This window comes from Glutamicibacter sp. NPDC087831 (assembly GCF_044742845.1).
Lineage (GTDB): Bacteria > Actinomycetota > Actinomycetes > Actinomycetales > Micrococcaceae > Glutamicibacter.
Genome location: NZ_JBIUVH010000001.1, coordinates 48,413 through 74,389 on the forward strand (window position 1 = coordinate 48,413; position 25,977 = coordinate 74,389).

Here is a 25,977-nt window from a genome sequence, read left to right on the forward strand (position 1 = left end):
CGGTGCGCCCGAGGCCACCGCTGCCTTTGGCGCGCCTGCACACCGAACCCGAAAGCTTGAGAACATGAATTTCCGCAAAACCACTGCACTGGCCCTGGGCCTTGGACTGCTGCTCACCGGCTGCGCGCAGAGCGCCGACGGGCAGCAGCCCGCACCGGCCGCCGAACAGAAAACCGCCGGGCAAGCCGAAGCGCTGGCCACCAGCGAAACCTGGGCCAAGGCCGCCGAGTCGGGCATGAGCGCGGCCTTCGGCATCCTGCACAATAATTCTGGCACCCCGATTGCGCTGCGCAAGATCAGCAATGCCCAGGGCGATCAGATCCAGATCCACGAAATGCGCGGCACCGGCGACGGGATGACGATGGCGCAGCTCGAAGGGGATCTGGTGATCGAACCCGGCAAGGACGCGGTGCTGGCACCGGGCGGCCACCACCTGATGTTCATGGACCTGCAGGAATCGCTGGTGGCGGCCCAGACGGCGAGGCTGAAGCTGGAATTCGCCGACGGGTCGAGCACCGAGGTGGACTTCCCGATCCGCAACTTCGACGGGGCCAACGAAAGCTACGACGAGCATGCCGGGGATGCGCATGCCGGGCACTAGCGTCGACCGCCGGCTGCTGCTGGGCACCACCGCGGCCGCCGCGCTGGGCGGAATGCTCACCGGGTTCGGCACCGGAAAGCTGAGCGCTCCAGCCCCAGCGGCCACCGCCAACCCGCAGGGGTACCGCCCGTTCTACGGGAAGTACCAGTCGGGGATTCTCGACGGCCAGCAGGCCCACGCGGTCTTCGCCGGGTGGGATCTGCACTGGCGAGAGGGCTCCAAGAAGGAGCAGCTGCGCGCGGTGCTGCAGATGATCACCGATGATGCGGCCCGGCTGGCCAGTGGCCGCGGGGTGCTGGCCGACACCGAACCGGAAATGGCGCAGCCCGGAGGCGAGCTGACGCTGACCGTGGGGCTGGGCCAGAGCCTGCTGGATGTGGCCGGGCGCGGGCAGATCGGCACGCTGCCGCGCTTCGCCGGGGACCAGCTCGATGAGCAGTACGGGCAGTGCGATCTGCTGATCCAGTTCTGCGCGCAGGAGCAGACCGTGCTGCACCATGCGGTGCGGGCGGTGTCCAAGAACCTGCGCGGGCTGGGCGCCAGGCGCTTCGCCCAGACCGGGTTCATCAACCCCGGCGGGCGCGGGTTCCGCAACCTGTTCGGCCAGCTCGACGGGATCAACAACCCCGGCGGAGAACTGCGCGAGAGCGCGGTGTTCGGCCAGCCGGGTTGGATCGAGAACGGGACCACCCTGGCGCTGCGCAGGTTCGAGATGGACCTGGACGGCTGGGACGAGGTGGACGGCGCCGGACGGGACCATGCACTGGGCCGCCGGCAGTCCGACGGCGCGCCGCTGTCGGGCGCCAGCGTGGATGATCCGGTGGACCTGGCCGCGGCCAATGAGCTGGGGCTGCCGGCGATCGCGGCCAACGCCCACGTGGCGCTGGCCAAGCCGGCCAGCGCGGACGAAACCATGCACCGGCGGGGCTACAACTTCGACGGGGCGGCTTCCGGGTTGCTGTTCGCCAGCTACCAGCGCGACCCGGCCACCAGCTTCATCCCGGTGCAGCACCGGCTGGCGGCCGCAGATGCGCTGAACACCTGGCTGAAGCCGGTGGGATCGGGCCTGTACGCGATCCTTCCCGGGGTGCGCGAAGGCGGCTACCTGGGGGAGGCGTTGCTGGGCCAGGTGTGAGATGCGCCCAAAGCGGGCTGCCGCGCGGTGACCGGCCGGGCGAAAAATGAGATGATGAGAAGGTTATGGATACAGCACAGCGCACGGTTTCAGTCACCCGCTTCATCCTGCCCGGAATCCTCGCTGCGGCGGTGGCCTTCCTGGCGGCGGTGTTGTTCACCGGGATCGCCCGGCCGGCGGATTTGGCCGATCCCGGGGCTTTCGTGCGCTGGTCGCTGCCCATCTCCCGGGCCATCCACCATGCCTCGATGTCGCTGAGCATCGCCGCGCTGGTTTTCGGTGCGGCGATCATCCCGCGGGCCGCCAAGGTGACCGGCGATGCCGAAGGCCAAGCCCATCCGGCGTTCGCCCGCACGATGAATATCGCCGCCGGGGCCGCGGTGGTGTGGACCCTGTCCGCGGCCACCGTCATGCTGCTGACCTTCTGGGATTTGGCCGGCATCCCGATGAGCCTGGATCCGCAGTATTCGGCCGCGATCCTGGACTACATCCTGTCGATCACCAGCGGGCGGGCCTGGGCCTGGATGGTGGTGATCGCAGCGATCACCAGTTCGCTGGCCCTGGCCGCGCGCTCCAGGACCACGGTGGGGCTCAGCGCATTCTTCTCGCTGTTCGGCATCCTGCCGCTGGCCTTCATCGGCCACGCGGCCGGGGGAGACGACCACTTCGCCGCGGTGAACTCCATCGGCCTGCACCTGCTGGCCGTGGTGCTCTGGTTTGGCGGCATCATGGTGCTGGCCCTGCTCGCTCCGACGCTGGCCGGCGAAGCGCCGGGACGCAAACGCGGGCAGGTGCTGGCCGGGGTGGTGCTCAAGCGCTATTCCGCGCTGGCCACCTTCGCGGTGTTCCTGATGATCGGCTCGGGCCTGGCTTCGGCGGTGATCCGCATCACCGGCTGGGACCAGTGGCTGACCCCGTACGGCATCCTGGTGATCGTGAAGATCCTGATCACCCTGGGGCTGGGCGCACTGGGCCTGTGGCACCGGCGCATGGTGATCCCGCGGCTGCTGGAGGGCAAGTTCACGGCGCTGCGCGCGGCCTGGCAGGTCGTGGCCGGCGAGGTCATCCTGATGGCTGCGGTGATGTCGGTGGCGACCGTGCTGGCGCGCACCGCTCCGCCGACTTCCGATGAGCCTCCGGTGCAAGCGACCCCGGCCCGCCTGCTCACCGGCTACGATCTGCCGCCGGCCCCGGATACCGCCGCGTGGTTCACCACCTGGCGCATGGACTGGATCTGGGTGGCCGTGTGCCTGTTCGGCCTGGCCGTGTACCTGTGGGCCTTCATCAAGCTGGCCCGCCGCGGCGACAAGCCCAGCGTGCTGCGCCTGGCCAGCTGGATCGTGGGCCTTTTCGCGCTGTTCTACGTGACCAGCGGCGCGGTGGCCGTGTACGGCAAGATCCAGTTCTCCACCCACATGGTCGACCACATGTCGCTGACCATGATCGTGCCGATCTTCCTGGTCCTGGGCACCCCGGTCACGCTGCTGCTCAAGGTGCTGGGATCGCGCGTCGACGGCACCCGCGGCCCGCGCGAATGGATCCTCTACCTGGTGCACTCGCGCTACTCGAAGGTCATCACCCACCCGATTTTCGCTGCGGTGAACTTCGCCGGCTCGATCGTCGTCTTCTACTTCACCCCGTTGCTGGAACCGGCCATGCGCTACCACGCGGGCCACGAGCTGATGAACCTGCACTTCCTGCTCACCGGATACCTGTTCGCGCTGTCGCTGGTGGACGCCGACCCGGTCCCCAAGCGCTACCCGTACCCGATGCGCCTGGTGGTGCTGCTGGCCACCGTCGCCTTCCACGCTTTCTTCGGGGTGGCGCTGATGAGCACCGAAACCCTGCTGGCCCCGGACTACTTCGGGAACATGGGCCGCACCTGGGGCGGCACCGCACTGGAAGACCAGGTGGTGGGTGCCGGGGCGATGTGGGCGATCGGCGAAGTGCCGACCCTGGTCCTGGCCATTTTCGTGGTCATCTCGTGGCTGCGCCAGGACAAGAAGGACACCAAGCGCTACGACCGCCAGGCCGAGCGCGACAACGACGCCGAGCTGGCTGCCTACAACGAAATGTTCGCCCGCTTCAAGCAAGCCGACCGAAGGGACCCACGTGCCTAGCACCAAGAAAATCCTCGCCGCCTCCCTGGCGGTGTGCGCGCTGCTGGCCGCAAGCGCCTGCTCCGCGCAATCCGAAATGCCGCAGGACGAAACGCACAAGATCGCCGTGCAGGGCACCGCGACGCCCAGCGCATCGCAAGAGCCGCAAGAGCCTGCCCAGCCGGAAGAAATGACCACCGCGCAGGTGGCCACCACGGCCGGCGCAGTGATGGCCGCCGAGCTCGGCTTCCCCTCCAGCGCCAAGATCCAGGGCGAGGACCTCGAATCCCTGGCCACGCCGCCTACCGATACGCTCAAGGACCTGGTGGTCCTGCCGTCCCAATGCTCGGCTCCGATCGAGGACTTGAACTGGTCGCCGGTGCAGCTGGGCACCGAGGCGGCGCGCACCGACTTCACCAACGAGAACCAGTCGATCACCGGGTCGGTGGAGGTGGCCAAGCTCGGCGACGGGGCGGAGAAGGTGGCGGCGCACAATGCGAACGTGGCCACCATCCTGGAGGAATGCAAGAGCGTGAAGCTCAACGGGCTGGACTACCGCGAGACCCTGGCATTCTCCGATCCGGGCGTGCAGGATGCCGATTCGGCCCTGTACTACAGCCGTGATGGGCAGTATGCGCAGGATTCGCTGGTGCTGATCAAGAGCACCGGGGAGTATGCGGTGATGGTCTCCTTCCTCTCGGCGACCTCGCTGCAGGATGCCGCCTTCAACCAGGTGGCCACCGGCATCATGGACACCGTGCTCGCGCAGCTGCCCTAGCTTGCCGCCCCGGCAGGGAATAGAAGCCCTGGGCCTGCGGTTACACCAGCAGACCGTGAGCGAGTTTCACACTTTTCTCAATGTTGCTTAACACCGTTAGCCCCAGCGGGCCGCGGTGGCAGATAATTGAGGTTCGAATTGCCGCAGCCGCGGCGACAGCGAAAGGATCACCATGAGCACTTCCGAATCCGTCCGCGCCAATTACAAGGTGCGCGCCAGCGAACTGCTGGGCCGCAACTGGCTGAATACCGGCGGCAAGCAACTGGATCTGGACGCATTGCGCGGCAAGATCGTGCTCCTGGACTTCTGGACCTTCTGCTGCATCAACTGCCTGCACGTGCTCGACGAGCTGCGCCCGCTAGAGGAGCAGTACAAGGACGTGCTGGTCACCGTCGGCGTGCACTCCCCGAAGTTCGAGCACGAAGCGGATCCGGATGCGCTGGCCGCCGCCGTGGAGCGCTACGAAATCCACCACCCGGTGCTCGACGACCCGGAATTGGTCACCTGGCAGGCCTACGGTGCCCGCGCCTGGCCTACCCTGGTGGTATTGGATCCCGAAGGCTACATCGTCGCGCATCTGTCCGGCGAGGGCCACGCCCAGGGCCTGGGCTCGCTGGTCGAGGAACTGGTAGCCGAGCACGAAGCCAAGGGCACGCTGCACCGCGGCAACGGTCCGTACGTGGCACCGGCAGCCCGCGAGGGCGACCTGCGCTTCCCGGGCAAGGCGATCGCCCTAGCCAACGGCAACTTCCTGGTGGGCGATTCGGGCCACCACCGCCTGGTCGAACTGGCCGGCGACCTGTCCACCGTGGTGCGCACCATCGGCGCCGGGGTCAAGGGCTATGCCGACGGGGACGCTGCCACCGCGCAGTTCAACGAACTGCAGGGGCTGGCCGCCTTGCCGGCGGAACTGGCCGCCGAAGTCGGCTACGACGTGATCGTCGCCGACACCGTCAACCACCGCCTGCGCTCGGTGAACCTGGCCACCGGCGCCGTGGGCACCCTGGCCGGCAACGGCGTGCAGCGCCTGCTGGATTCGGAGAACGCCCGCCAAGAAGTCCAGCCTACCGAGCTGGGCACCGATGCGCTGAATATTTCGCTCTCGTCCCCATGGGATGTGCTCTACCACCCATCGGGGCAGGTCATCGTCGCGATGGCCGGAACCCACCAGATCTTCGCCTTCGATCCGCGCACCGGCGCCGTGTCGGTCTTCGCCGGCACCGGGCTGGAAGGCCTAACCGATGGCGCGCCGGATGAGGCCTGGTTCGCCCAGTCCTCGGGCCTGGCACTGGATGGCGAAAACGTGTGGATCGCCGACTCGGAAACCAGCGCCCTGCGCTGGATCGAGGTTGAAGAAGGCAAGGCCAAGAGCGTGAACACCGCGGTGGGCACCGGCCTGTTCGACTTCGGCTTCCGCGATGGCGATGCGCAGCAGGCGCGCCTGCAGCACCCGCTGGGCGTGGCCGTGCTGCCGGACCACTCGATTGCCATCGCCGACTCCTACAATGGCGCGGTGCGCCGCTTCGATCCGGCCACCAAGACTGTCTCCACCCTGGCCAAGGGCCTGAAGGAACCGGCCGACGTGCTGGTGGACACCACCGTGGACGGCGATCCGGTGCTGCTGGTCGTGGAGACCAACTCCCACCAGCTGGTGCGCATCCCGATCCCTGCCGAAGCACTGGTGGTCGACCAGGGCGCCAGCCAGACCCAGCGCCCCAAGACCCGGGTGCAGGCCGGCAAGCACGGGATCCTGGTCCGCTTCGCCGCACCCAAGGGGCAGAAGCTCGATGACCGCTGGGGCGATCCGACCCAGCTGAAGATCTCGGCCAGCCCGGAGGAACTGATCCTCGACGGCGCCGGCACCTCGGTGGGCCTGTCCCGCACCCTGGAACTGAATCCGGAGGTGGCCGAGGGCGTGCTGCACATTACCGCCCGCGCGGCGGCCTGCGATGGCGAACCGGGCGGCGAGATTCCCGATCACGCGGCCTGCCACCTGTACCAGCAGGACTGGGGCATCCCGGTGGTGCTGGACGCAGAGGGCGAGAATGAACTGCTCCTTGACCTGCGTGGCGTGAACTAGCCCCGGCCCGAAGCATGCATCAGGCGCACCAGCGATGGTGCGCCTTTTGCGTGCCCGGCGGCGAACGCCGGGGCAGCGCCACAGCAAGAATCTGAGGAAACCTCAGCATTTTCCTGCCCGGGTGGCTAGACTGGAGGGCGGGAGGAGCCGGAGGGATCTGGCGGTAGCTATGGCGTCGAAAATGTTCCGTGCACTGGAAGTACCAAATTACCGGTTGTGGGTGATCGGTGCGCTGGTCTCCAATATCGGAACCTGGATGCAGCGCGTGGCCCAGGACTGGCTGGTGCTCACTGAGCTCACCGACCATGATGCAGTGGCCACCGGCATCACCACCGGCCTGCAGTTCCTGCCCGTGCTGCTGCTGGGCCCCTATGCCGGACTGATCGCCGACCGCTTCGACAAGCGCCGGTTGCTGATCCTCACGCAGAGCTTCATGGGAGTCTGCGCCCTGGTCCTGGGCCTGCTGGTGGTTACCGGCACGGCGCAGCTGTGGCATGTCTACGTGCTGGCCACGATGCTGGGCATCGGCGCCTCCTTCGACGCCCCGGCACGCCAGGCGTTCGTCTCCGAGGTGGTTCCCGGCACCCACCTGGCCAACGCGGTGGCGTTGAACAGCGCCAACTTCAACCTGGCCCGGCTGGCCGGGCCCGGCGTGGCCGGTGCGGTCATCGCGCTGGTGGGCACCGGACCGGCGTTCCTGCTCAACGGCGCCTCATTCCTCGCGGTGATTTTCTCGCTGGCGTTCATGCGCAAGGACGCACTGAACCCTTCCAAACCGGTCGCGCGCGCCAAGGGGCAGGTGCGCGAGGGCTTGGCCTACGTGAAGAACCGCAAGGATCTGGTGCTGATCTTCTTCCTGGCCGGCGTGATCGGCACCTTCGGGCTGAACTTCCAGATGACCAACGCGCTGATGGCCACCGAGGTCTACGGGGTAGGAGCAGGGGAGTACGGCATCCTGGGCTCGATCATGGCCGTGGGCACCTTTGGCGGGGCGCTGTTCGCCGCCCGGCGTTCGGCTCCGCGCTGGCGCTTCCTGATCGGCGGCGGCGTGTTCTTCGGCATCGCCGGGATTGCCAGTGCGTGGATGCCCAACTACATCGCATTCGCGCTGGTGCTGATCCCGGTGGGACTGGGGTCGCTGACCTTCTTGAACAGCTGCAACACCATGGTGCAGACCTCGGTGCCCCCGGAGTACCGGGCGCGCGTGCTGGCGCTGTACCTGATGGTGGTGATGGGCGGTACGCCCATCGGCTCGCCGCTGATCGGCTGGTTCGCTGAACTGTTCGGGATCCAGATCGCCGTGACCATTGGCGCCGGGTTGTCGCTGGCCGCCAGCTTGGCAGCGCTGGTGGTCTGGCAGAAGTTCAAGACCAACGCGGTGCCGCTGCGCAGCCAGTTCCGCGAACTGCTCGGACGCTAGCCGGCCACCTGTTCGCCGCCGGCCACCGGAACCACGGAAACTTCGGTGGTGCTGGTGGTCAGCTGCGCGGTGAAGGAGTAGTCATCCTTGACGGTCTTCTTGGCCTTGGCGCCGGTGCGCAGATCCTGCTCGGTCAGGGTCAAGGTGGCGGTGGCCTTCAGCGGGGACAGCACCCAGGCGCCGTTGTAGTAGTTCACTTCAATGGTGGGGTACTTCGCGATGGACCAGTCGATGGTTGCCGGGTCCACGCGCGCCGAGGTGCTGTAGGCGAACGGGCATCCGGCAGGCATCAGCACCTGCTCGCTGGCGCACTCGTTGAGGTAGTTCTTCACCTTGGCATTGATGGCAGCGATGAATTCCTTGGTCGGCTCGGTCTTCAGCGCGATCTCCACCGGCTCCTTGGCAGGCTTGGTGACCACCATCCCGCGGGTGTCGGCCGCAAAGTTCTTGGTGCTGAAGCTCGCGTCGAGGATCGAGGGGTAGAACACCGGAAGGGTGCTCACGCCAGCCGATAACGGGATCTTCTGCTCGTTGACCGTGACCTCGTTGACGGTGTTGGCCTTGATCTTCACGCTGGGCAGCGTGCTTGGCTCGAAGGCCCACTTGTCGAACAGCAGCCAGGATTTGCCGGCATGGCGCAGCGTGTAGGTCGATTCCTTGTCCACGCCGTGGGCCTTGTAATGCGCGGTGACGGTGCGCAACTGCTCATCGCCCTCTACCGCCTGGGCCTTGTCGGTGGAGAAATCCGTAATTCCGGCCTGGGTGCGCTTGAGCACGTCCCCATCCAGGGCAACAGCATCGCCCTGCGGGACCTGGGCCTGCATCAGGCCCAGGGCTTCGGCGCCTTCGCCCCTGGCCAGATGCTGCTGCAGTGCCTGCACCTGGTGCTGGGGGGAGAAGAGCGTACGGTTGGCGGCGATCGTTCCGGCAATGACCAGAAAGACGACAGCCGCTGCAGCCAATGCCCAGCGAAGAGCCAGGCGGGCAGCGGAGATCGGCGTGGAATTACGAGTGTTCATCAGTAGCTAGGCTATCTGGTTTCCGGGCCCAGACCGAAAACGGCGTGCTGGAAGAGCCAGGTATTACTAACGGCGGCGCTTGCGGTTGCCGAAGAAGCCGCGGATCAGCTCGCGGCCAAGCACCTTGGCGGCGCCCATGGCCATGTCCATCATCGGGTTCTCTTCTTGGCGCGGTTGGCTCTGGCGTGGGGCGCTTTCCCGTCGTGGCTCCTTCGCCGGCTCGGGAGCAGTCGCTGGCTCCGGCGCCGCGGCCCGGGTTTTGGCCTCGAGCATTTCGCGGGCAGAATCACGATCCACTGCGGCGCTGTACTGCGCAGCCAGCGTCGAAGTGCCACGGACCTGGGCCATCACCTCAGGTGAGGCCGGGCCGATGTTGGACCCCGGCGAGGACATCTTGGTCCACGCTACCGGGGTCGGTGCACCTTTCTCGCCCAGCACGGTGACCACAGCCTCGCCGACACCGGCCTGGGTCAGTGCTTCCTGCAGGTCCAGCTCACCGGTTGGGAAGGTCTTGATGATCTGCTTGAGCGCGCTCTGGTCCTTGGCGGTGAACACGCGCACCGCATGCTGGATGCGGTTACCCAGCTGGCCGAGCACCTCATCGGGGAGGTCGGTCGGGGACTGGGTGATGAAGAACAGGCCCACGCCCTTGGAGCGTATCAGGCGCACGGTGTTGATGATCGCATCGGTGAACGCCTTGGTCGCATCCTTGAAGAGCAGGTGGGCCTCGTCGAGGAAGAACACCAGCTTGGGCTTCTCCAGGTCCCCGGCTTCTGGCAGGTCCTCGAACATGTCGGCCAGGAGCCACATGAGGAACGTGGAGAAAAGCATTGGCTGGGAGCTGACCGAGGGCAGTTCCAGGATGTTGATGACGCCCGCGCCGTCGCGCACCTGCAAGAAGTCCGCGGTATCGAACTCCGGCTGCCCGAAGAACTGGTCCAGTCCCTGGGTCTGCATGATCGTGATGCCGCGCAGGATCACCGATGCGGTGGATGAGGAGACGCCGCCCAGGGCGGCCAGCGCCGGGGCGCCGTCGTCGCTGAGCAGGAAGCTGATGACAGCTTTCAGGTCGCTGAGGTCATCCAGCGGCAGCTTATTGGAATCGGCGTAATGGAAGATCAGCTGCAGGCATTCTTCCTGGGTTTCGTTCAGTTCCAGGACACGGGCCAGCAAAATCGGGCCGAAGGCGTCCACGCTGGCGCGTACCGGGACGCCCTGCCCATTGCCACCCAGGCTGAGGAACTCGACCGGGTTGGTGCGCGCAACGAATTCGTGGCCGAGCTCGGCCAGTCGGGCACTGAGCTTCTCCGACGGTTCGGCAGGCTGCGCCAGGCCGCTCAGATCGCCTTTGACATCGGCGAGGAAAACCGGAACCCCGGCCACAGAGAGCTGTTCTGCCATGGTCTGCAAGGTGACGGTCTTGCCGGTGCCGGTGGCACCAGCGATCAGGCCGTGGCGGTTGAGCATTTTCAACGGCAGGCGGACCTGCGCGGTTGGCTCGGCCTTGCCGCCGATCAGTGCAGCCCCGAGCTCCAAGCAATCGGATTCGAAGTTGTAGCCTTCAACGAGGCTGGTCAGCAAAGTATTCGTTTCCTGGGTCATGGCTTCACTTTATTGCTTTTAGAACGGGTGCAACAGACGCTGGACGAAAGTTTGGGTGCGGGGGTTGGCAGGCGTGCCGAGCACCTTGGCCGCCGGACCGGTCTCCACGACCACCCCGCCATCCATGAACACCACGGTGTCGGCCACATCCCGGGCGAAGGCCAGCTCGTGGGTCACCAGCACCATGGACCAGCCCTCCTGGGCCAATTCCTTGATGACCGTGAGCACCTCGCCGACCAGCTCCGGATCCAGTGCGCTGGTGGGTTCGTCGAAGAGCAGCAGATCCGGCTGCTGCATCAGCGCGCGGACAATGCCCACGCGCTGCTGCTGGCCGCCGGACAGGGAGTTCGGGTAGGCGTCGGCCTTGGCTTCAAGGCCCACGCGGGCCAGCAGCTTCTTCGCCTGCGCCAGGACCTGGTCCTTGGGACGCTTTTGCACCTCGATCGGCCCGATGCTCACGTTCTGCAGCACCGTCAGATGGGGGAACAGGTGATGTCCCTGGAACACCATCGCCGAACGCTTGCGCAGGATCTGTGCGGCCTTGGGTTTCATCCCGGCGCTGAAGGAAACTTCCGGCCCGCCGGCGAATCCGACGGTGCCGGCATCGGCGATTTCCAGGCCGTTCAGGCAACGCAGGGCGGTGGTCTTGCCAGAGCCCGACGGGCCAATCAGTGCAACTACTTCACCGGAATGCACGGTGAAGTCGATGCCTTCGAGCACCTGGTTCTCGCCGAAGGCCTTATGCAGGGCGGTGACGGAGAGCAGGGCGGAATTACTTGGCGACATACTTTTCAAGCCTTCCTTCAACAGAGTTTTGCAGGGCCGAAAGTACCAGGCAGATGACCCAGTAGATGGCTGCGGCCTCGCAATAGAGCAGCAGGAACTCGTAGGTGGAGGCCGTGATTTCCTGGGCCTTGCGGAACATTTCGGTGACCAGGATGGTGGAGGCCAGCGAGGTGTCCTTGACCAGGGAAATGAAGGAGTTCGACAGCGGCGGCACAGCCACCCGGGTGGCCTGCGGCAAGATCAGCCGGTACAGGGTGCGCGTGCGCGACATGCCCAGGGTGTAGCCGGCTTCCCATTGGCCCTGGGGGACCGAGAGGATCGCGGCACGAATGATTTCAGCGGCGTAACCGCCGATGTTCAGGCTGAAGGCGATGATGGCACTAGGCCACGGGTCGATGGTCAGGCCCACCGAAGGCATGCCGTAGAAGATGACGAACAGCTGCACCAGCAGCGGCGTGCCGCGAATGATGGAGATGTAGATCCGGGCAATCGAGGAGATGACCCGGTTCTTGCTGATCCGCATCAGCGCCATCAGCAAGGCGATGACCAGGCCCAAGGCCATGCTGATCAGGGCCAGCGGAATGGTTGCCGTGATCGCCCCGAGGGCTAACGGCCCGAGCGAGTCGAGGAATAACTGCCATTTCGAATCCATGGGCTACCTTTTGCGCAAATGAGACTGGCTCCACGCGTTCTTACGTGTGGAGCCAGTCTACTTATAGTGTTTGCTACTTGCTGACGTCTTCGCCGAAGTACTTCTCGGAGATCTTTGCCAGTTCCCCCTCGGCGCGCAGCTCCTCGAGCGCGGTGTCAATGGCCTGGGCCAGTTCAGTGGAATCCTTGCGCAGGGCTACAGCGGATTCGCTCTTCTCCTCGGATTCGGCAGCGATCTTGATGCTGTCATCCGGGTTGGTCTTCTGCGCATCCAGGAACGTCAGCTTGTCGTTCACGGTGGCATCGACACGGCCCTGCTTGAGCAGGGTGATCGACTGGGCCCAGCCTTCCACCGGCTCGACGTTCGCGCCGGCGGCCTTGGCGGTCTCGTAGAAGTTGCTGGTCAGCGACTGCGCGGTGGTCTTGCCCTCCAACGTCTCGAAGGAGGTGATCTCGCTGTTATCGCTCTTGGTCACCACCACGCCGGTGGAGACGGTGTAAGGCTCGGTGAACAGGTACTTCTCTTCGCGTTCCGGGTTGATCGAGACCTGGTTGGCGATGGCATCAAAACGCCCGGCATCCAGTCCGGCGAAGATCGCGTCCCACTGGGTTTCCTGGAACTTGACCTCGACGCCCATCTTCTCGCCGACGGCTTCGATGACCTCGACGTCGTAGCCGGTCAGCTCGTTGCCCTCGTGGTAGGAGAACGGGCGGTAGGTGCCTTCGGTGCCCACGGTCAGCACGCCCGAATCCTGGACCTTCTTCAAGGTGGCTCCGGTGTCCGCCGAGGACTTGGCGCCACCGGATTCGCTTGCGGAGGTCGATGGGCCTGCCGAGCCGCAGGCGCTCAGTGACAGGGCGATAATTGCGGCAGTAGCCAGCAGTGGTGCGGTGCGCTTCATGGTGACCTCGCTAGGGGAGTGGATAAAAGCTGTTGTCCTACTGAACACTCTAGTGATGATCGCTTATTCCTGCAGGTGGAAGTTACGCTAAATTCCGAGGACGATCGCCAGCAGCATCATCAACGGGATCGCGCAGATGGTGGTGACCAGGACCGTGTCCTTCGCGATTACCACCCCGTGGTCATAGCGCATGGCCGTCACGAAAATGTTCTGCGCAGTTGGCAGGCCGGCCATGATGACCGACGCCACCAGCAGCTCGCCACGCAGATTGAATACCCAGTAGGCCAGTGCCCAGGCCAGGAACGGGTGGAGCAGCAGCTTGGCCCCGGCGGCGATCAGCACATCGGCGCGGCGGCCCGACTTCTTTTCCAGCGGCTTGGAACCCACCAAGGAGATGCCGAAAGCCATGAGCATGGCGGGGATCGAGGCGCCGGCGATCAGGTCGATCGGTTCGAGCACGATGGAGGGCAATTCGATGCCGGTCAGCGCGACGGCCAAGCCGAGCAGCGACCCGATGATCATCGGGTTCTTCGCGGTGGCCAGCAGCAAAGCGATCGGGGTGGTGCGGTGCCGCGAGGTGGTGGCATCCAGCATCGCCAGATTTATCGGCTGGTAGAGGGCCAGCTGGAAGAGGATGATCGGGGCCGCGTAGGACATGTCGCTGAGCACGTACAACGCGATGGGCAGGCCCAAGTTGGCGGAGTTCACCGTGGAGGCGGACATTGCCGCGATGATGCTTTCCGAGGCCGGGCGCTTGAGCATCCGGGCCGTCGCCAGGTAGTAGAGCACCGCGGTCAGCGCCGCGGACAGGGCGGCAACCCAGAGCAGCGGCCCGAGCACGGAAACCGGATCGGACTCGGCCAAGGTGGTGAACAGCAGGGCGGGGCTGGCCACGAAGAAGGTGACCCGGCTGAGCACATGGCGGCCTTGCTCGCCCAGCACCCCGGTGCGGCCCACCAAGTAGCCGACGAGAATGACAACCCAAATGATGGAGAAGCCTTCGAGGACTCCGGTCATCGTGCTCCTTCGCTGGCTATCAGCAGACCAACAACGCCGGAGCACCATTGGTGCCCCGGCGTTCGCTTGAGCGGGCGACGGGAATCGAACCCGCGTATCGAGCTTGGGAAGCTAGCGCTCTACCATTGAGCTACGCCCGCAGTGCACCGAGCGGCCTATTGACGGCCCGGGCATCAAAAGCATATCCCACGAATCCCGCGCACCGGAAAACGGCACGGAAAATCGTGGCCAAAGTTACGCAATGCCTATTCGGAGGGCTTCTCGTTGAGCAGCTGCTCGCGCAGGATCGCCACCCCATCGGCCGGGACCTCGAAGCTGAGCTCGTCGCCGGGGTTCACCACGAAGCCGGTGTTCTCCAATGCGCGCACCACGGTGGCGCCCTGGACCTTCACGCCGTAGGGCGCCATGTCGATGTACGAGGAGGGGATGCGCTCCAAGGTGGTGAAGACCGCTACCACGGCCTCGCCGGAAGGGTTGGTCAGCATCATCGGCTGGGCATTCTTGTTCTCGCCGGTGACCTCTTCACGGGAGAGGAAATACACCTCGGCGCTCATGAAAGCGCCGATGACCGAGCCGGACAGCTCAGGTTTGTTGAGCCCGGCCTGCAGCATCATTTCGAAATGCGTCTTGGGCTGTGCCCGCTGCTTGTCCATTGGCGTTTCGATGATCGCATCCGGGACCTGGTCTGGTTCTTGGCCTTCAGCGGCGGCGGAGGTGTTCTCGTTGCTCATGTACTACAGCATGTCGCGATAAACCCCCAGGTGCAAACGCCGAATGCGGTTAATTCGGGGTAAAGGCCTAAAATGGCAGATGAGCACACACGATTGAATCAAGGACTGAGCATGCCTGAATTCCGTTACGAGGATCTTCTGCCAATTGGCGAAGATACCACCCCGTACCGCAAGATTTCCTCCGAAGGTGTCGAAGTTGTCGCCGGCCCGGATGGAAAGAACTTCCTGAAGGTCGCGCCGCAGGCACTGGAGCAGCTGGCCGAGACCGCGCTGCACGACATCTCGCACTACCTTCGCCCGGCCCACCTGCAGCAGCTGCGCAATATCCTCGACGACGAGGATGCCAGCCCGAACGACAAGTTCGTCGCCCTGGACCTGCTGAAGAACGCCAACATCGCCGCCGGCGGCATCCTGCCGATGTGCCAGGACACCGGTACCGCGATCGTCATGGGCAAGCGCGGCCAGCGCGTGCTGACCGAAGAGCAGGACGAGATCTCGCTCTCGCGCGGCATCTACAATGCCTACACCCGCCTGAACCTGCGCTACTCGCAGCTGGCTCCGATCACCACCTGGGAAGAGAAGGCCACCGGCAACAACCTCCCGGCGCAGATCGACCTCTACGCGAACACCAAGGACGGCGCTGACACCAGCTACAAGTTCCTGTTCATGGCCAAGGGCGGCGGATCGGCCAACAAGTCCTTCCTGTACCAGGAGACCAAGGCGATCCTCAACGAGAACTCGATGCTGAAGTTCCTCGATGAGAAGCTGCGTTCGCTGGGCACCGCCGCGTGCCCTCCGTACCACCTGTCCATCGTCATCGGCGGCACCTCGGCCGAGATGGCGTTGAAGACCGCGAAGTACGGTTCGGCCAAGTACCTGGATTCGCTGCCGACCGAAGGCGCGATGACCGGCCGCGGCTTCCGCGACACCGAGCTGGAAGACAAGGTCCTTGAGCTGACCCGCCACTTCGGCATTGGCGCGCAGTTCGGCGGCAAGTACTTCTGCCACGATGTGCGCGTGGTGCGCCTGCCTCGCCACGGCGCCTCGCTGCCGGTGGCCATCGCAGTATCCTGCTCGGCTGACCGCCAGATGCTGGCCAAGGTCACCGAAGCGGGACTGTTCGTCGAGCAGCTGGAAACCGATCCAGCCCGCTTCATGCCGGCGGAGGACCACCCGGCCCTGGCCGCGCACGACGACGAGACCGATGGCGTCACCGGCACCGGTGGCTCTTCGGTGGTCAAGATCGACCTGAACAAGCCGATGAGCGAAATCCTGGCCGAGCTGACCAAGTTCCCGGTCAAGACCCGCTTGTCGCTGTCCGGTCCATTGGTTGTGGCCCGCGATATCGCACACGCCAAGGTCAAGGAACGCCTGGATGCTGGCGAGGAAATGCCGCAGTACCTCAAGGACCACCCGGTCTACTACGCAGGTCCTGCCAAGACCCCTGAAGGCATGCCTTCGGGTTCCTTCGGCCCAACCACCGCAGGCCGCATGGACTCCTACGTGGACCAGTTCCAGGCTGCCGGCGGCTCGATGGTCATGCTGGCGAAGGGCAACCGCTCCAAGCAGGTCACCGACGCATGCAACACCCACGGCGGCTTCTACCTTGGTTCCATCGGCGGCCCGGCGGCACGCCTGGCCCAGGATTGCATCAAGAAGGTCGAGGTGCTCGAATACGAGGAACTGGGCATGGAAGCGATCTGGAAGATCGAGGTCGAGGACTTCCCGGCCTTCATCGTTGTCGATGACAAGGGCGAGGACTTCTTCGCCGAGACCTTGAAGCCGACCTTCACCGGCATTCCGGTGCGCGCGAAGTAATTCTCCAGCGCTCTGGGCAGGAACCACCTGCCATGAACTGCTCCCCAAAATTTGGACTGTAGAAGCCAGCAACTTTTGGGGAGCATTTTCATGCCACCTGGCGCCACGCAACCTGGAAAACCGTTCCCGGGATTGCTCGCGGTGCGGAGGGCAGATTCCAGGATGCTCCCGCAAAAGGGAAGCCCCTTGCGCGAAGCGCAGAGGGGCAGGGTGCTGACGAGGCTACTTCGTGTGAACTTGCTGCTTCGCGTCCCGGGCACTAGTTAATATTGGACGCTAGTACTGGATGCCCCGCTGCACCCTGATTCGGGCACCGCCCAACGCCCAGCGGATTCGGGCAGAGCCGCGAAATGGCGACTCGCAGCAACAATGTTCGTGGTTCCGGCGGTTCTAGTGGAGCTGGCAGCGGCCTGTTCCAGACCGGACTACTGCGTGAAGCCGAAGCCCCAGTCGCGGTACGGCGGAAGGAAACGCAGGACCATCAAGTCCTCGTCCACGACCACATCTTCGCCCGCCTTCTTGGATTTTTCCTGCGGCTCTTCGTCTTTGGCTTTCGCGGGTTCTTTCTCGATAGCTGCCTTTGCTTCGCTTTGCTCGGCCTCCGCTATCGAGGCAGCCAGCATCTGGTGGTACTCTTCGAAAGTTTCCGCTCCGGAAGCAAGCATCGCTTCGGCATGCTCGACGCCGACATAGCGCACATGCCACGGCTCGTACTTGTAGCCGGTGATCTCTTCCTTGCCCTGGGGGTAGCGGATGATCAGGCCGTATTCCGCCGCGTGCTCGGCAATCCACAGGCCAGCCGGGGTCTGGCCGAATTCGGCTTTCAATTCGGCGCGGCTATCGGTGTAGCCCAGGTCTGCCGCCAAACCAAGCTGGTGCTCGCTGGTTCCGGGGCGCGCAGAAATCCGTTCGGCATAAGCGGTGCCGTACTTGGCTTGGTACTGGTTGAACAAGACCGCCTGGCGCTGGTACGAACGGTATGCGCTCAGCAGCTTGATCGAATGGCCGGCAGCGCGCGCATCAGCAATGAACGCTTCAACGGCCTCTGCCGCCTCAGGACGCAGGGTCATCGAGCTGCCGGCAACACCAACGAGCTTGCCGGGAACGTAGTCCTCCGGCGAAAGCTTCGTGGTGGGGTTGATCAAGGCCAAGGGGCTCGATGCCTTCGACAGCTGCGAGCTCTGGACAGCAGGCAGATCCTCGGCCGGCGCAGCGAGTGCGGCGGTGCCGGAGAGCAGCAATGCCGATGCGAGTACGGTGCCAGTCAGCGCGGAGGCTAGGCGCATGTTGAATAAACCCTTGAGTTGCGGAGCGATGATGGGAAATCCCACCTTAACGATAGCTGGAAACGCTGGGTAATTGGTGGGAAATCTGCGACCAGCTGGTGAACAGGATGCGGCCAGTGATCTCGACTCACTGTACATAATTGGCCTAATAGTTCGGCTGCCGGGGAAAGTCAGGATAAATTTATACGCGTGTTGTATTCAGATGGTGACATTCGTCGAGAAATAGCGTCCGGTGAGATTGGGCTAGAGCCCTTTGACCCGCAGATGGTCCAGCCCGCATCCGTGGATGTTCGACTTGACCGGTTCTTCCGGCTTTTCGATAACCACAAGTATGCGCACATCGATCCTTCGGTGGAGCAAGATGAACTGACGCGCCTGGTCGAGGTCGACCCCGATGAGCCATTCATCCTGCACCCGGGCGAATTCGTGCTCGGCTCGACCTACGAAGTGGTGACCTTGGGCCACGGCGTGGCCGCGCGGCTGGAAGGCAAGAGCTCCTTGGGCCGCCTTGGCCTGCTGACCCACTCCACCGCGGGGTTCATCGATCCGGGGTTCTCCGGCCACGTGACCTTGGAACTGTCCAACATGGCTACCTTGCCCATTAAGCTGTGGCCGGGATCGAAGATCGGCCAGCTGTGCTTCTTCAAGCTGACGTCGGACACCGAGCATCCATATGGTTCGGGACCCTACGGCAATCGCTACCAGGGCCAGCGTGGCCCCACGGCTTCGCGCAGCCACCTGAACTTCCACCGGACCATCATCGAGAACTAAGCGGCAGTACCGCTCAGGATCCCGCAAACGGCGCTGGCCCCCAACATTTGTTGGGGGCCAGCGCCGTTTGCGGCTGGAAGCTACGCGGTGACCTTTTTGGGCGACCGGATTGGCAGGAGCAGGAGCAGGCCGAGCGCCAAGACCACCAGGATGCCCAGGATGCCGTAACGCTGGGCTTGGCCGGATGCCACCAGCGGGGTAGCGATGGCGATGGCTCCGGCAAACAACGCCGGTGCCAGGAAGGACACGGCGCGACCGGTGGTCGCGTACAACCCGAAGAGCTCTCCTTCGCGTCCTTCGGGAATCAAGCGCGAGAGGTAGGAGCGGGAAGCTGCCTGTGCCGGTCCGACGAACAAGCACAGCAGCAGGCCGAAGATCCAGAAGCCCGCGGCTTCGGGGGAGAAGAAGACTCCGGCGCCGGCAACCAGCAGGCCGATCAGCGAACCGACAATGACCGCCTTTGGGCCTGCCACGTCATCGATGCGGCCGCCAAGCACCGCGCCAAGGGCCGCAACGACGTTGCCGACGATCGCGAAGATGATCACTTCGGTCAGTTCGAAACCGAAGGTGCCCGCGGCAATGACGCCGCCGAAGGTGAAGATGGCGGCCAGCCCGTCGCGGAAGACGGCGGAGGAGCAGAGGAAGAAGAGCAGGTTGCGGTCGCTGCGCCACAGTTCCCTGATGTTGTTGAACAGGACCTTGTAGGTAAGCATCAGCGGGATTTTCTTCGAGGTGCTCGGTGGCGCTTCGGGGATGACGAAGAACAGCGGCAGCGCGAAGAGCAAGCACCAAGCGGCAGAGAACACTGCCACCCAGCGCAAGTTCAACGATTCTTCGGTGCTGGCACCTGGCCAGTCCACGATTGGCTGCACGAACAGGAAGAGCACCAGGGCGAGGGCGAGGATTCCGCCGACGTAGCCCATGCCCCAGCCGAAACCGGAGACCTTGCCGACCGTTGCCTTGGTGGAAATCTGGTTCAGCACCGCGTTGTAGTTCACGCCGGCGAATTCGCCGAAGACCGACATGGCCGCGACGAGGATCGCGCCGAACCAGAGGTAGGAAGGGTCGGGGTAGACGAAGAAGCAGGCCGCGCAGATGGCGACGAGAACCAGGGTGTTGACCACGATCCACAGCTTGCGCCGCCCGGCAACATCGGCGCGAAGCCCGGTGACGGGCACCAGCAGGGCGATGGCCAGTCCGCCGATGGCCAGTGCCTGCGAGAGGACCAGCGACGCATGGTCGGTGTCGCCGAATAGCTCGCTGGTGAGATAGACGGTGAACACGAAAGTGATCATGACAGCGTTGATCGCGGCTTGTCCCCAATCCCAGCTGGCCCACGCCCAGGTGTACTTATTAAGCCACTTTTCACGAATCGCCGACGGTTCGACCTGATTGATTCCCATGCTGGCATCGTACCTGCAACAGGTAATCAGGCGATGAATAGGAACGACCTTTTGGAGAATAGCGGCTAGCTTGGAAAATCAGCTGGTCGCGGAAAATGCAGGGAATATTCCTTAAAGGGCACATTCGTGCGATTGCAGGCAGGCCACGGCTGATAAAATTACAGATGCAGGCGCTTTTCGAAGTGCTCTGGATACTCTGCCCACCACCAGCCGACAGAGGAAAAGCGTGCTAATAATTCTCACTGCGCTGTTTGCCACCGCTGTTTTATGCCCATTAATATTCCGGGCCTTGAAACGAAACGGTTTTTACGTTGTGGCGGCCGTGCCCGCAGTGGGATTCATCTGGTTGCTGACCCGCATGCCGGCGGTGCTTTCTGCCGATAATTCCCTGGCCAATGGTGCGCCAAATGCGCCGCCATCGGTTCAAATGGAATGGATTCCCGGGCTGAATATCGCCCTGAATTTCCGCATGGATTCTTTGGCCGCGACAATCTTGCTCCTGATCCTCGGCGTGGGCGCGCTGGTGCTGTTCTATTGCGCCCGCTATTTCAAGAATGATGATCCGCAGATCGGCAGCTTCGCGGCGAAGATGGTCGCTTTCGCCGGAGCCATGACCGGCTTGGTCACGGCCGATGACATCATCATCATGTTCATCTTCTGGGAAATCACCAGCGTGCTTTCCTACCTGCTCATCGGTTTCAGCCAGGCCCTGATCACCGCGCGCCGTTCAGCCATGAACGCCCTGATCATCACGACCCTTGGCGGACTGGTGATGCTCGCCGGCATCTTGATGCTCGGCGCGGCGGCCGGCAGCTACCAGCTCTCGGAGATCATGGCATCGGCCGATGAACTGGTGGCCTTGGGGGCCTTCACCGATGTTGCGGTGGCGCTGATTATTGTCGGGGCGATCTCCAAATCGGCTCTGGTGCCTTTCCACTTCTGGCTGCCCGGCGCGATGGCCGCTCCGACTCCGGTGTCCGCGTACCTGCACGCGGCAGCCATGGTCAAGGCCGGCGTCTACCTGATCGCCCGACTGGCCCCGGGCTTCGCCGAGACCACCCTGTGGGTCCCCATGACCGTAGGCATCGGTATTCTCACCATGCTCATCGGCGGCTACCGGGCGCTCAAGCAATACGACCTGAAGCTGATCCTGGCCTTCGGCACCGTCTCCCAGCTGGGCTTCATCATCGCGGTCTTCGGCTTCGGCACCCCCGAAGCGGCTTTTGCCGCACTGGCCATGACGCTGGCCCACGGCCTGTTCAAGGCGACGCTGTTCCTGAGCGTGGGCATCATCGACCACAACACCGGTACCCGCGATATCCGCAAGCTCAGCGGCTTGCGCCGTGCCATGCCGATCCTGGCCACGACCACCGGCATCGCCGCGGCGTCCATGGCCGGCGTGCCGCTGCTGTTCGGCTTCGTTGCCAAGGAAGCGGTCTACGAATCGGCCCTGCACCTGGAAACCGGCTGGGGGATGGCCGCGCTCGTCGGCATCCTGATGGGTGCGGCGCTGACCATGGCCTACTCGCTGCGCTTCTTCTTCGGGGCTTTCGGCGTGAAGAAAAAGAAGTTGCCTGCATTGCAGTGCAAGGCCCCGACACTGATCTTCCTGGCGCCCTTGCTGGTTCTTTCGGCGGCGACGCTGTTCCTGGGCCTGTACCCGCAGCTGGTGGAGCCGCTGGCCATCCACTGGTCGGCCGCGCAGGGCGGACCGGGCAAAATGCACCTGCTGCCATTTGCCGGCTTCAACGCGGCACTGGGGCTGAGCGCCATTTCGGTGGGCCTGGGCCTGTGCTTCTTCTGGCTGCGTCACCGAACCGACACCGGCGCACCGCTGCGCCGCATGGTCACCTCGGCCGAGGAAATCTACCGCATGTCGGTGAACGTGCTGGACAAGGTGGCCATCTGGATCACCGGTCGCACCCAGCGTGGTTCGCTCTCCTTCTACCTGGGCGTCATCCTGGTCGTGGTGCTGGTGATTCCGCTGGCCATCGCGCTGACCGTCTACACGCCGTGGCCAACGAACTGGATCATCGCCGACCACCCGGCCCAGCTGCTGATCGGTGCGGTGATCATCGCCGGTGCGGTGGTCTCCATTACCGCGCCGAAGCGTTTCATGGCGGTGCTGATGGTTTCGGTGACCGGCTACGGCATGGTCGCGATCTTCGCCCTGCAAGGTGCCCCGGACCTGGCGCTGACCCAGCTGCTGGTGGAAACCATCGTGCTGGTTTCCTTCGTGCTCGCCTTGCGCGCCCTGCCCAAGCGACTGTGGGTGGGCCTGACCCGGATCAAGTGGGGCCGGGCCATCCTGTCGATCGCCTTGGCCGTGATGGTCGTCTACATTGCCATCGCGATGATGGCCGCCCGCAACGAGGCCCGCATTTCCCTGGCTTGGCCGGATCTGGCCTATTACGAGGGCTACGGCAAGAACATCGTCAACGTGGCCCTGGTGGACCTGCGCGTGTGGGATACCTTCGGCGAGATCACCGTGCTGGCAGCGGCTGCCACCGGTGTGGCTTCGCTGATCTTCGCCGGGCGCAGCTTCGGCAACCGGGTGCGGGCCCACCAGGTGGCACCGGGCAGCATCGACGCGGGTTCCGAAGCCATGGGCAGCAAGGACTCCAAGGAAACCGAGCTGCGCATTGCCCGCCGCTTTGCCTCCAGCTCCAACCAGGACTGGTTGATGGCTGGCAGCACCCTGGTCGCCGAGCGCCGCTCGATCATCTTTGAAGTGGTCACCCGGCTGATTTTCCACACGGTGCTGATCATGTCGGTGTACACGCTGCTGACCGGGCACAATACCCCGGGCGGCGGCTTCGCTGGCGGGCTGATCGCCGGCTTGGCGCTGACCATCCGCTACCTGGCCGGCGGCCGCGTGGAACTTTCCGAGTCGATGCGCATCGCTCCGGGCATGCTGATCGGCGGCGGCATAGCGCTGGCCGGATTGGCGGGCATCGTGCCGCTGCTGCTGGGTGATGGCATCTTCACCACCTATGCCCTGGAATTCTGGTTCTTCGGCGAGCACAAGTTCGTTTCCTCAACGATTTTCGACATTGGAGTGTATCTGGTGGTCCTTGGCCTCGTGCAGGACGTGCTGCGTTCTTTGGGCAGTGAGATTGATTCGCTCTCCGAGGGCCGCAGCCCGGTGGAGCGCCACGACGAGATCCAGGCCTCCCGGACTGGAGTTGGCCGATGAGCGTGAACATCACTTTCCTCGTAGTCACCGGCGTGCTGCTGGCGGCCGGCTTCTACCTGGTGCTCGAACGCACCCTGACCCGGGTGCTGCTGGGCATCATGCTGTTGGGCAACGGCATCAACCTGCTGATCCTCACCAGCGGCGGGCGCAAGGGCGCGGCGCCGTTGTTCAAGCCGGATGCGGCGGCCGACTCGTACTCGGACCCGCTGCCGCAGGCCCTGATCCTCACCGCCATTGTGATCACCTTCGCGGTGACCGCCTTCCTGCTGGCGATGATCTACCGGTCCTGGACCCTGACCAGCGCTGATGAGCTCACCGATGACACCGAAGATATCAAGGTGTCCCAGAAGACCGCCTACGACGAGGAAGAAGACTCGCCAGTGGCCGAGGATACGACCGAATTCGTCGATGAAGAAGGACGCCCAGTGCGCGAGGGGGAAGAGTGAATTTCCTGGATCTAGCCCCTTTGGCCGTGGTGCTGCCGATCTTCGGCGCCGGGGCAGCCTTCCTGGCCCGCCGCCAGGTCCGCCTGCAGCGCCTGATCACCATCGGCATCCTGTGCCTGACCCTGGTGCTCGAAGCGGGAATGCTCGCCGCCGTATGGGGCGGGGAAAGCTATGCCATCCATATTGGCGGCTGGGAGTCGCCCTTCGGCATCGCCCTGATGGTCGACGGGTTCAGCGCCTTCATGCTGCTGGTCTCCACCGTCGTCTCGCTGGCTGTGCTGCTCTTCGCCACCAGCCAGGGCCTGGCCGACGGGGACGAGCCCGGACCGGTGTCGATATTCCACCCGGCGTACCTGATCCTGCTAGCCGGAGTGTCCAACGCCTTCCTGGCCGCTGACCTTTTCAACCTGTACGTCGGATTCGAAATCCTGCTCACCGCCAGCTACGTGCTGCTGACCTTGGGCGGTACCGCCGAGCGCATCCGCGCCGGTACCACCTATGTGGTGGTTTCCGTGGTTTCCTCGGTGATCTTCCTGATGGCCATCGCGATGACCTATGCGGCCACCGGCACGGTGAACATGGCTGACCTTGCGGTGAAGCTGCCCGAGCTGGGCCAGGGCCCGCAGCTGATCTTGCATGTGCTGTTGCTGATCGCTTTCGGCATCAAGGCCGCGGTCTTCCCGCTGTCCCTGTGGCTGCCGGACTCCTACCCGACCGCACCGGCCCCGGTGACCGCCGTGTTCGCCGGGTTGCTGACCAAGGTGGGCGTCTACGCGATCGTCCGCACCGAAACCCTGCTCTTCCCGGGCGGCTCGGTCAACGCCGGACTGCTGGTGGTGGCCGCGCTGACCATGGTCATCGGTATCCTCGGTGCGCTGGCGCAGACGGACTTCAAGCGCATGCTTTCCTTCACGCTCACCAGCCACATCGGCTACCTTATCTTCGGCGTGGCCGTGGGCGGGCCGCTGGCCATCGCCGCGACCATCTACTACGTGGGCCACCACATCATCGTGCAGACTTCGCTGTTCATGGTGGCGGGACTGATCGAACGCCGTGCCGGTAGCTCGAATGTCACCCGGCTCGGCTCGCTGGCCAAGCTCTCCCCGGCATTGGCCCTGCTCTTCTTCATCCCGGCCATCAATCTGGGCGGCATCCCGCCGTTCTCCGGATTCCTGGGCAAATTCGGGCTATTGCATGCGGCCGCGCAGGATGCCGATCCGCTGACCTGGGTCGTGATCGGCGCCGGATTGCTGACCAGCCTGCTGACCTTGATGGCGATCATCCGCGTGTGGGCCCGTGTGTTCTGGCGCCGTGCTGCTGATGCCGAGGTGCCCAACCAGGATCTGGTGGCCGAAGCGACGCAGGTCGCCGACGAGACGTTGGCCGGCGGCGCGCAGAACCCCCGCTTGGGGTTGAAACTGGCCAAGCAGCTGGAAGCCGACTCCTTGCCGTGGGGCATGCGCTACGCCACCGGTTCGCTGGTGCTTGCGGGCATCGCCCTGACCGTCTTTGCCGGGCCGATCTTCGAATTCTGCGAGCGGGTGGCTGCGGAACTGATCGCCCGCGAACCGTATATCAGCTCGATCTTGCCATTCTGATTGGAGGGATGATGCCGAACAAGAACTTTGAACCGCGTGACCAGCGCATTGACGATGCGCTGGATACCTCCGGTGTGCGCCACCGCGCGACACTCAAGCAGGAATGGCCGCTGCTTCTGCTGCTGCTCTTTGTCTGGGGTGCTCTCTGGCAGGACTTCTCCCTGGGGAACATGGTCTTCGGCGTGATCATCGCGCTGCTGATCGTGAACCTGTTCCCGCTGCCGCCGGTGGTCCTTTCGGGCCGGATCAATGCCTGGTACTGCCTGAAGCTGTTCATCTGGTTCCTCGGACAGGTCTTCGCGGCCAGCGTCCATGTGGCCTGGCTGGCGCTGGTCCGCGGGAAGCGCACCCGCAGCGCGGTCATTGCGGTCCCGCTGCGCACCGACTCGGACCTGATCGTGATGACTGTGGGACACGTGCTCACGCTGATCCCGGGCTCCTTCGTGATCGACGTGGACCGCAGCTCGTCGACGCTGTACCTGCACTACATCGACATCGAGTCGCCTGCGGACGTGGAGAAGGCGCGTGCCGGCATCCGGGACATCGAACGCCGGCTGATCATGGCTATTGGCAGCCGAGACGAGTACGAAGCGATCAAGAGCGAATGCGGACCGAACTTTGATGCGAGGAAGGGGTAA

General features: G+C 64.3%; 21 protein-coding genes and 1 tRNA gene. 12 read left to right on the plus strand and 10 right to left on the minus strand.

What is annotated here, in order from left to right:
• The first annotated feature begins 64 nt into the window (after positions 1-64).
• The 6 genes from ACIOJF_RS00240 to ACIOJF_RS00265 all read left to right on the plus strand — a co-directional run bounded on the left by ACIOJF_RS00240 (position 65) and on the right by ACIOJF_RS00265 (position 8,113).
• Positions 65-601: a copper chaperone PCu(A)C gene (locus tag ACIOJF_RS00240; RefSeq protein ID WP_105657034.1), complete on the plus strand. Its 537-nt coding sequence runs from the start codon at positions 65-67 to the stop codon at positions 599-601.
• A complete protein-coding gene (locus ACIOJF_RS00245; protein ID WP_181148812.1) occupies positions 588-1,736 on the plus strand; it encodes a Dyp-type peroxidase in 1,149 nt (382 codons plus the stop codon). Before ACIOJF_RS00240 ends, ACIOJF_RS00245 begins: the two co-directional genes overlap by 14 nt.
• Before the next feature lie 65 nt (positions 1,737-1,801).
• Positions 1,802-3,856, plus strand: a complete 2,055-nt coding sequence (locus tag ACIOJF_RS00250; protein WP_105657032.1) for a cytochrome c oxidase assembly protein — start codon at positions 1,802-1,804, stop codon at positions 3,854-3,856.
• Positions 3,849-4,613 carry a hypothetical protein gene (locus ACIOJF_RS00255; protein WP_105657031.1) on the plus strand — a complete coding sequence of 255 codons (765 nt, stop codon included), beginning with the start codon at positions 3,849-3,851 and terminating at the stop codon, positions 4,611-4,613. Before ACIOJF_RS00250 ends, ACIOJF_RS00255 begins: the two co-directional genes overlap by 8 nt.
• Before the next feature lie 172 nt (positions 4,614-4,785).
• Positions 4,786-6,693: an NHL domain-containing thioredoxin family protein gene (locus ACIOJF_RS00260; protein ID WP_105657030.1), complete on the plus strand. Its 1,908-nt coding sequence runs from the start codon at positions 4,786-4,788 to the stop codon at positions 6,691-6,693.
• Positions 6,694-6,874: 181 nt separating this feature from the next.
• Positions 6,875-8,113, plus strand: a complete 1,239-nt coding sequence (locus ACIOJF_RS00265) for an MFS transporter (RefSeq protein ID WP_105657029.1) — start codon at positions 6,875-6,877, stop codon at positions 8,111-8,113.
• Here ACIOJF_RS00265 and ACIOJF_RS00270 read toward each other — a convergent pair.
• From ACIOJF_RS00270 to ACIOJF_RS00305, 8 genes are all read right to left on the minus strand, one after another.
• Positions 8,110-9,132: a hypothetical protein gene (locus ACIOJF_RS00270; RefSeq protein ID WP_105657028.1), complete on the minus strand. Its 1,023-nt coding sequence runs from the start codon at positions 9,130-9,132 to the stop codon at positions 8,110-8,112. The two genes, ACIOJF_RS00265 and ACIOJF_RS00270, sit on opposite strands and share 4 nt — an antisense overlap.
• 66 nt (positions 9,133-9,198) lie before the next feature.
• The gene (locus ACIOJF_RS00275; RefSeq protein ID WP_105657027.1) at positions 9,199-10,734 is read right to left on the minus strand and encodes a helicase HerA-like domain-containing protein; all 1,536 of its coding nucleotides are present in this window, start codon (positions 10,732-10,734) and stop codon (positions 9,199-9,201) included.
• 18 nt (positions 10,735-10,752) lie between these two features.
• The gene (locus ACIOJF_RS00280; protein WP_105657026.1) at positions 10,753-11,520 is read right to left on the minus strand and encodes an amino acid ABC transporter ATP-binding protein; all 768 of its coding nucleotides are present in this window, start codon (positions 11,518-11,520) and stop codon (positions 10,753-10,755) included.
• Entirely contained in the window at positions 11,507-12,172 is a 666-nt protein-coding gene (locus ACIOJF_RS00285) for an amino acid ABC transporter permease (RefSeq protein ID WP_105657025.1), read from the minus strand. Before ACIOJF_RS00285 ends, ACIOJF_RS00280 begins: the two co-directional genes overlap by 14 nt.
• Positions 12,173-12,245: 73 nt before the next feature.
• Positions 12,246-13,073, minus strand: coding sequence for an amino acid ABC transporter substrate-binding protein (locus tag ACIOJF_RS00290; RefSeq protein WP_105657024.1), 828 nt, complete (start codon positions 13,071-13,073; stop codon positions 12,246-12,248).
• Between the two features lie 87 nt (positions 13,074-13,160).
• On the minus strand, positions 13,161-14,090 hold the full coding sequence (locus tag ACIOJF_RS00295) for an AEC family transporter (protein ID WP_105657023.1): 930 nt from the start codon (positions 14,088-14,090) through the stop codon (positions 13,161-13,163).
• Positions 14,091-14,159: 69 nt separating this feature from the next.
• Positions 14,160-14,230: transfer RNA gene (locus ACIOJF_RS00300), tRNA-Gly, on the minus strand.
• 105 nt (positions 14,231-14,335) lie between these two features.
• A complete protein-coding gene (locus ACIOJF_RS00305) occupies positions 14,336-14,821 on the minus strand; it encodes an SseB family protein (RefSeq protein WP_105662527.1) in 486 nt (161 codons plus the stop codon).
• A 111-nt stretch (positions 14,822-14,932) separates the two neighbouring features.
• Here ACIOJF_RS00305 and ACIOJF_RS00310 point away from each other — a divergent pair, with 111 nt between their 5' ends.
• A complete protein-coding gene (locus ACIOJF_RS00310) occupies positions 14,933-16,639 on the plus strand; it encodes a fumarate hydratase (protein ID WP_105662528.1) in 1,707 nt (568 codons plus the stop codon).
• A gap of 425 nt (positions 16,640-17,064) precedes the next feature.
• Here ACIOJF_RS00310 and ACIOJF_RS00315 read toward each other — a convergent pair whose 3' ends face one another.
• Positions 17,065-17,925 (minus strand): M15 family metallopeptidase, encoded by an 861-nt coding sequence (locus tag ACIOJF_RS00315; RefSeq protein ID WP_181148811.1) that lies wholly within the window; start codon positions 17,923-17,925, stop codon positions 17,065-17,067.
• A 189-nt stretch (positions 17,926-18,114) separates the two neighbouring features.
• Between ACIOJF_RS00315 and dcd the strand changes: the two genes are divergently transcribed.
• The gene (gene dcd, locus ACIOJF_RS00320; protein WP_013349886.1) at positions 18,115-18,696 is read left to right on the plus strand and encodes a dCTP deaminase; all 582 of its coding nucleotides are present in this window, start codon (positions 18,115-18,117) and stop codon (positions 18,694-18,696) included.
• Positions 18,697-18,776: 80 nt separating this feature from the next.
• On the opposite strand, the gene ACIOJF_RS00325 is transcribed toward dcd, so the two are convergent.
• The gene (locus ACIOJF_RS00325) at positions 18,777-20,099 is read right to left on the minus strand and encodes an MFS transporter (protein WP_105657019.1); all 1,323 of its coding nucleotides are present in this window, start codon (positions 20,097-20,099) and stop codon (positions 18,777-18,779) included.
• Positions 20,100-20,325: 226 nt separating this feature from the next.
• Here ACIOJF_RS00325 and ACIOJF_RS00330 point away from each other — a divergent pair, with 226 nt between their 5' ends.
• From ACIOJF_RS00330 to ACIOJF_RS00345, 4 genes are read left to right on the plus strand one after another with little or no spacing between them, the layout of a single operon-like run.
• Complete coding sequence (locus ACIOJF_RS00330) at positions 20,326-23,295, plus strand: Na+/H+ antiporter subunit A (protein WP_105657018.1); 2,970 nt, start codon at positions 20,326-20,328, stop codon at positions 23,293-23,295.
• Positions 23,292-23,741, plus strand: a complete 450-nt coding sequence (locus tag ACIOJF_RS00335) for a Na(+)/H(+) antiporter subunit C (protein WP_105657017.1) — start codon at positions 23,292-23,294, stop codon at positions 23,739-23,741. The genes ACIOJF_RS00330 and ACIOJF_RS00335 overlap by 4 nt, the downstream gene beginning before the upstream one ends.
• Positions 23,738-25,339, plus strand: coding sequence for a Na+/H+ antiporter subunit D (locus ACIOJF_RS00340; protein ID WP_105657016.1), 1,602 nt, complete (start codon positions 23,738-23,740; stop codon positions 25,337-25,339). Before ACIOJF_RS00335 ends, ACIOJF_RS00340 begins: the two co-directional genes overlap by 4 nt.
• 8 nt (positions 25,340-25,347) lie before the next feature.
• Positions 25,348-25,977, plus strand: coding sequence for a Na+/H+ antiporter subunit E (locus ACIOJF_RS00345; protein WP_105657015.1), 630 nt, complete (start codon positions 25,348-25,350; stop codon positions 25,975-25,977).

Coding starts and splice junctions, on each gene's coding strand:
- ACIOJF_RS00250 (WP_105657032.1), top strand. CDS start 1,802: ATGGATACAGCACAGCGCACGGTTTCAGTCACCCGCTTCATCCTGCCC.
- ACIOJF_RS00240 (WP_105657034.1), top strand. CDS start 65: ATGAATTTCCGCAAAACCACTGCACTGGCCCTGGGCCTTGGACTGCTG.
- ACIOJF_RS00335 (WP_105657017.1), top strand. CDS start 23,292: ATGAGCGTGAACATCACTTTCCTCGTAGTCACCGGCGTGCTGCTGGCG.
- ACIOJF_RS00310 (WP_105662528.1), top strand. CDS start 14,933: ATGCCTGAATTCCGTTACGAGGATCTTCTGCCAATTGGCGAAGATACC.
- ACIOJF_RS00275 (WP_105657027.1), bottom strand. CDS start 10,734: ATGACCCAGGAAACGAATACTTTGCTGACCAGCCTCGTTGAAGGCTAC.
- ACIOJF_RS00295 (WP_105657023.1), bottom strand. CDS start 14,090: ATGACCGGAGTCCTCGAAGGCTTCTCCATCATTTGGGTTGTCATTCTC.
- ACIOJF_RS00260 (WP_105657030.1), top strand. CDS start 4,786: ATGAGCACTTCCGAATCCGTCCGCGCCAATTACAAGGTGCGCGCCAGC.
- ACIOJF_RS00280 (WP_105657026.1), bottom strand. CDS start 11,520: ATGTCGCCAAGTAATTCCGCCCTGCTCTCCGTCACCGCCCTGCATAAG.
- ACIOJF_RS00315 (WP_181148811.1), bottom strand. CDS start 17,925: ATGCGCCTAGCCTCCGCGCTGACTGGCACCGTACTCGCATCGGCATTG.
- ACIOJF_RS00305 (WP_105662527.1), bottom strand. CDS start 14,821: ATGAGCAACGAGAACACCTCCGCCGCCGCTGAAGGCCAAGAACCAGAC.
- ACIOJF_RS00290 (WP_105657024.1), bottom strand. CDS start 13,073: ATGAAGCGCACCGCACCACTGCTGGCTACTGCCGCAATTATCGCCCTG.
- ACIOJF_RS00285 (WP_105657025.1), bottom strand. CDS start 12,172: ATGGATTCGAAATGGCAGTTATTCCTCGACTCGCTCGGGCCGTTAGCC.
- ACIOJF_RS00345 (WP_105657015.1), top strand. CDS start 25,348: ATGATGCCGAACAAGAACTTTGAACCGCGTGACCAGCGCATTGACGAT.
- ACIOJF_RS00265 (WP_105657029.1), top strand. CDS start 6,875: ATGTTCCGTGCACTGGAAGTACCAAATTACCGGTTGTGGGTGATCGGT.
- ACIOJF_RS00325 (WP_105657019.1), bottom strand. CDS start 20,099: ATGGGAATCAATCAGGTCGAACCGTCGGCGATTCGTGAAAAGTGGCTT.
- ACIOJF_RS00245 (WP_181148812.1), top strand. CDS start 588: ATGCCGGGCACTAGCGTCGACCGCCGGCTGCTGCTGGGCACCACCGCG.
- ACIOJF_RS00270 (WP_105657028.1), bottom strand. CDS start 9,132: ATGAACACTCGTAATTCCACGCCGATCTCCGCTGCCCGCCTGGCTCTT.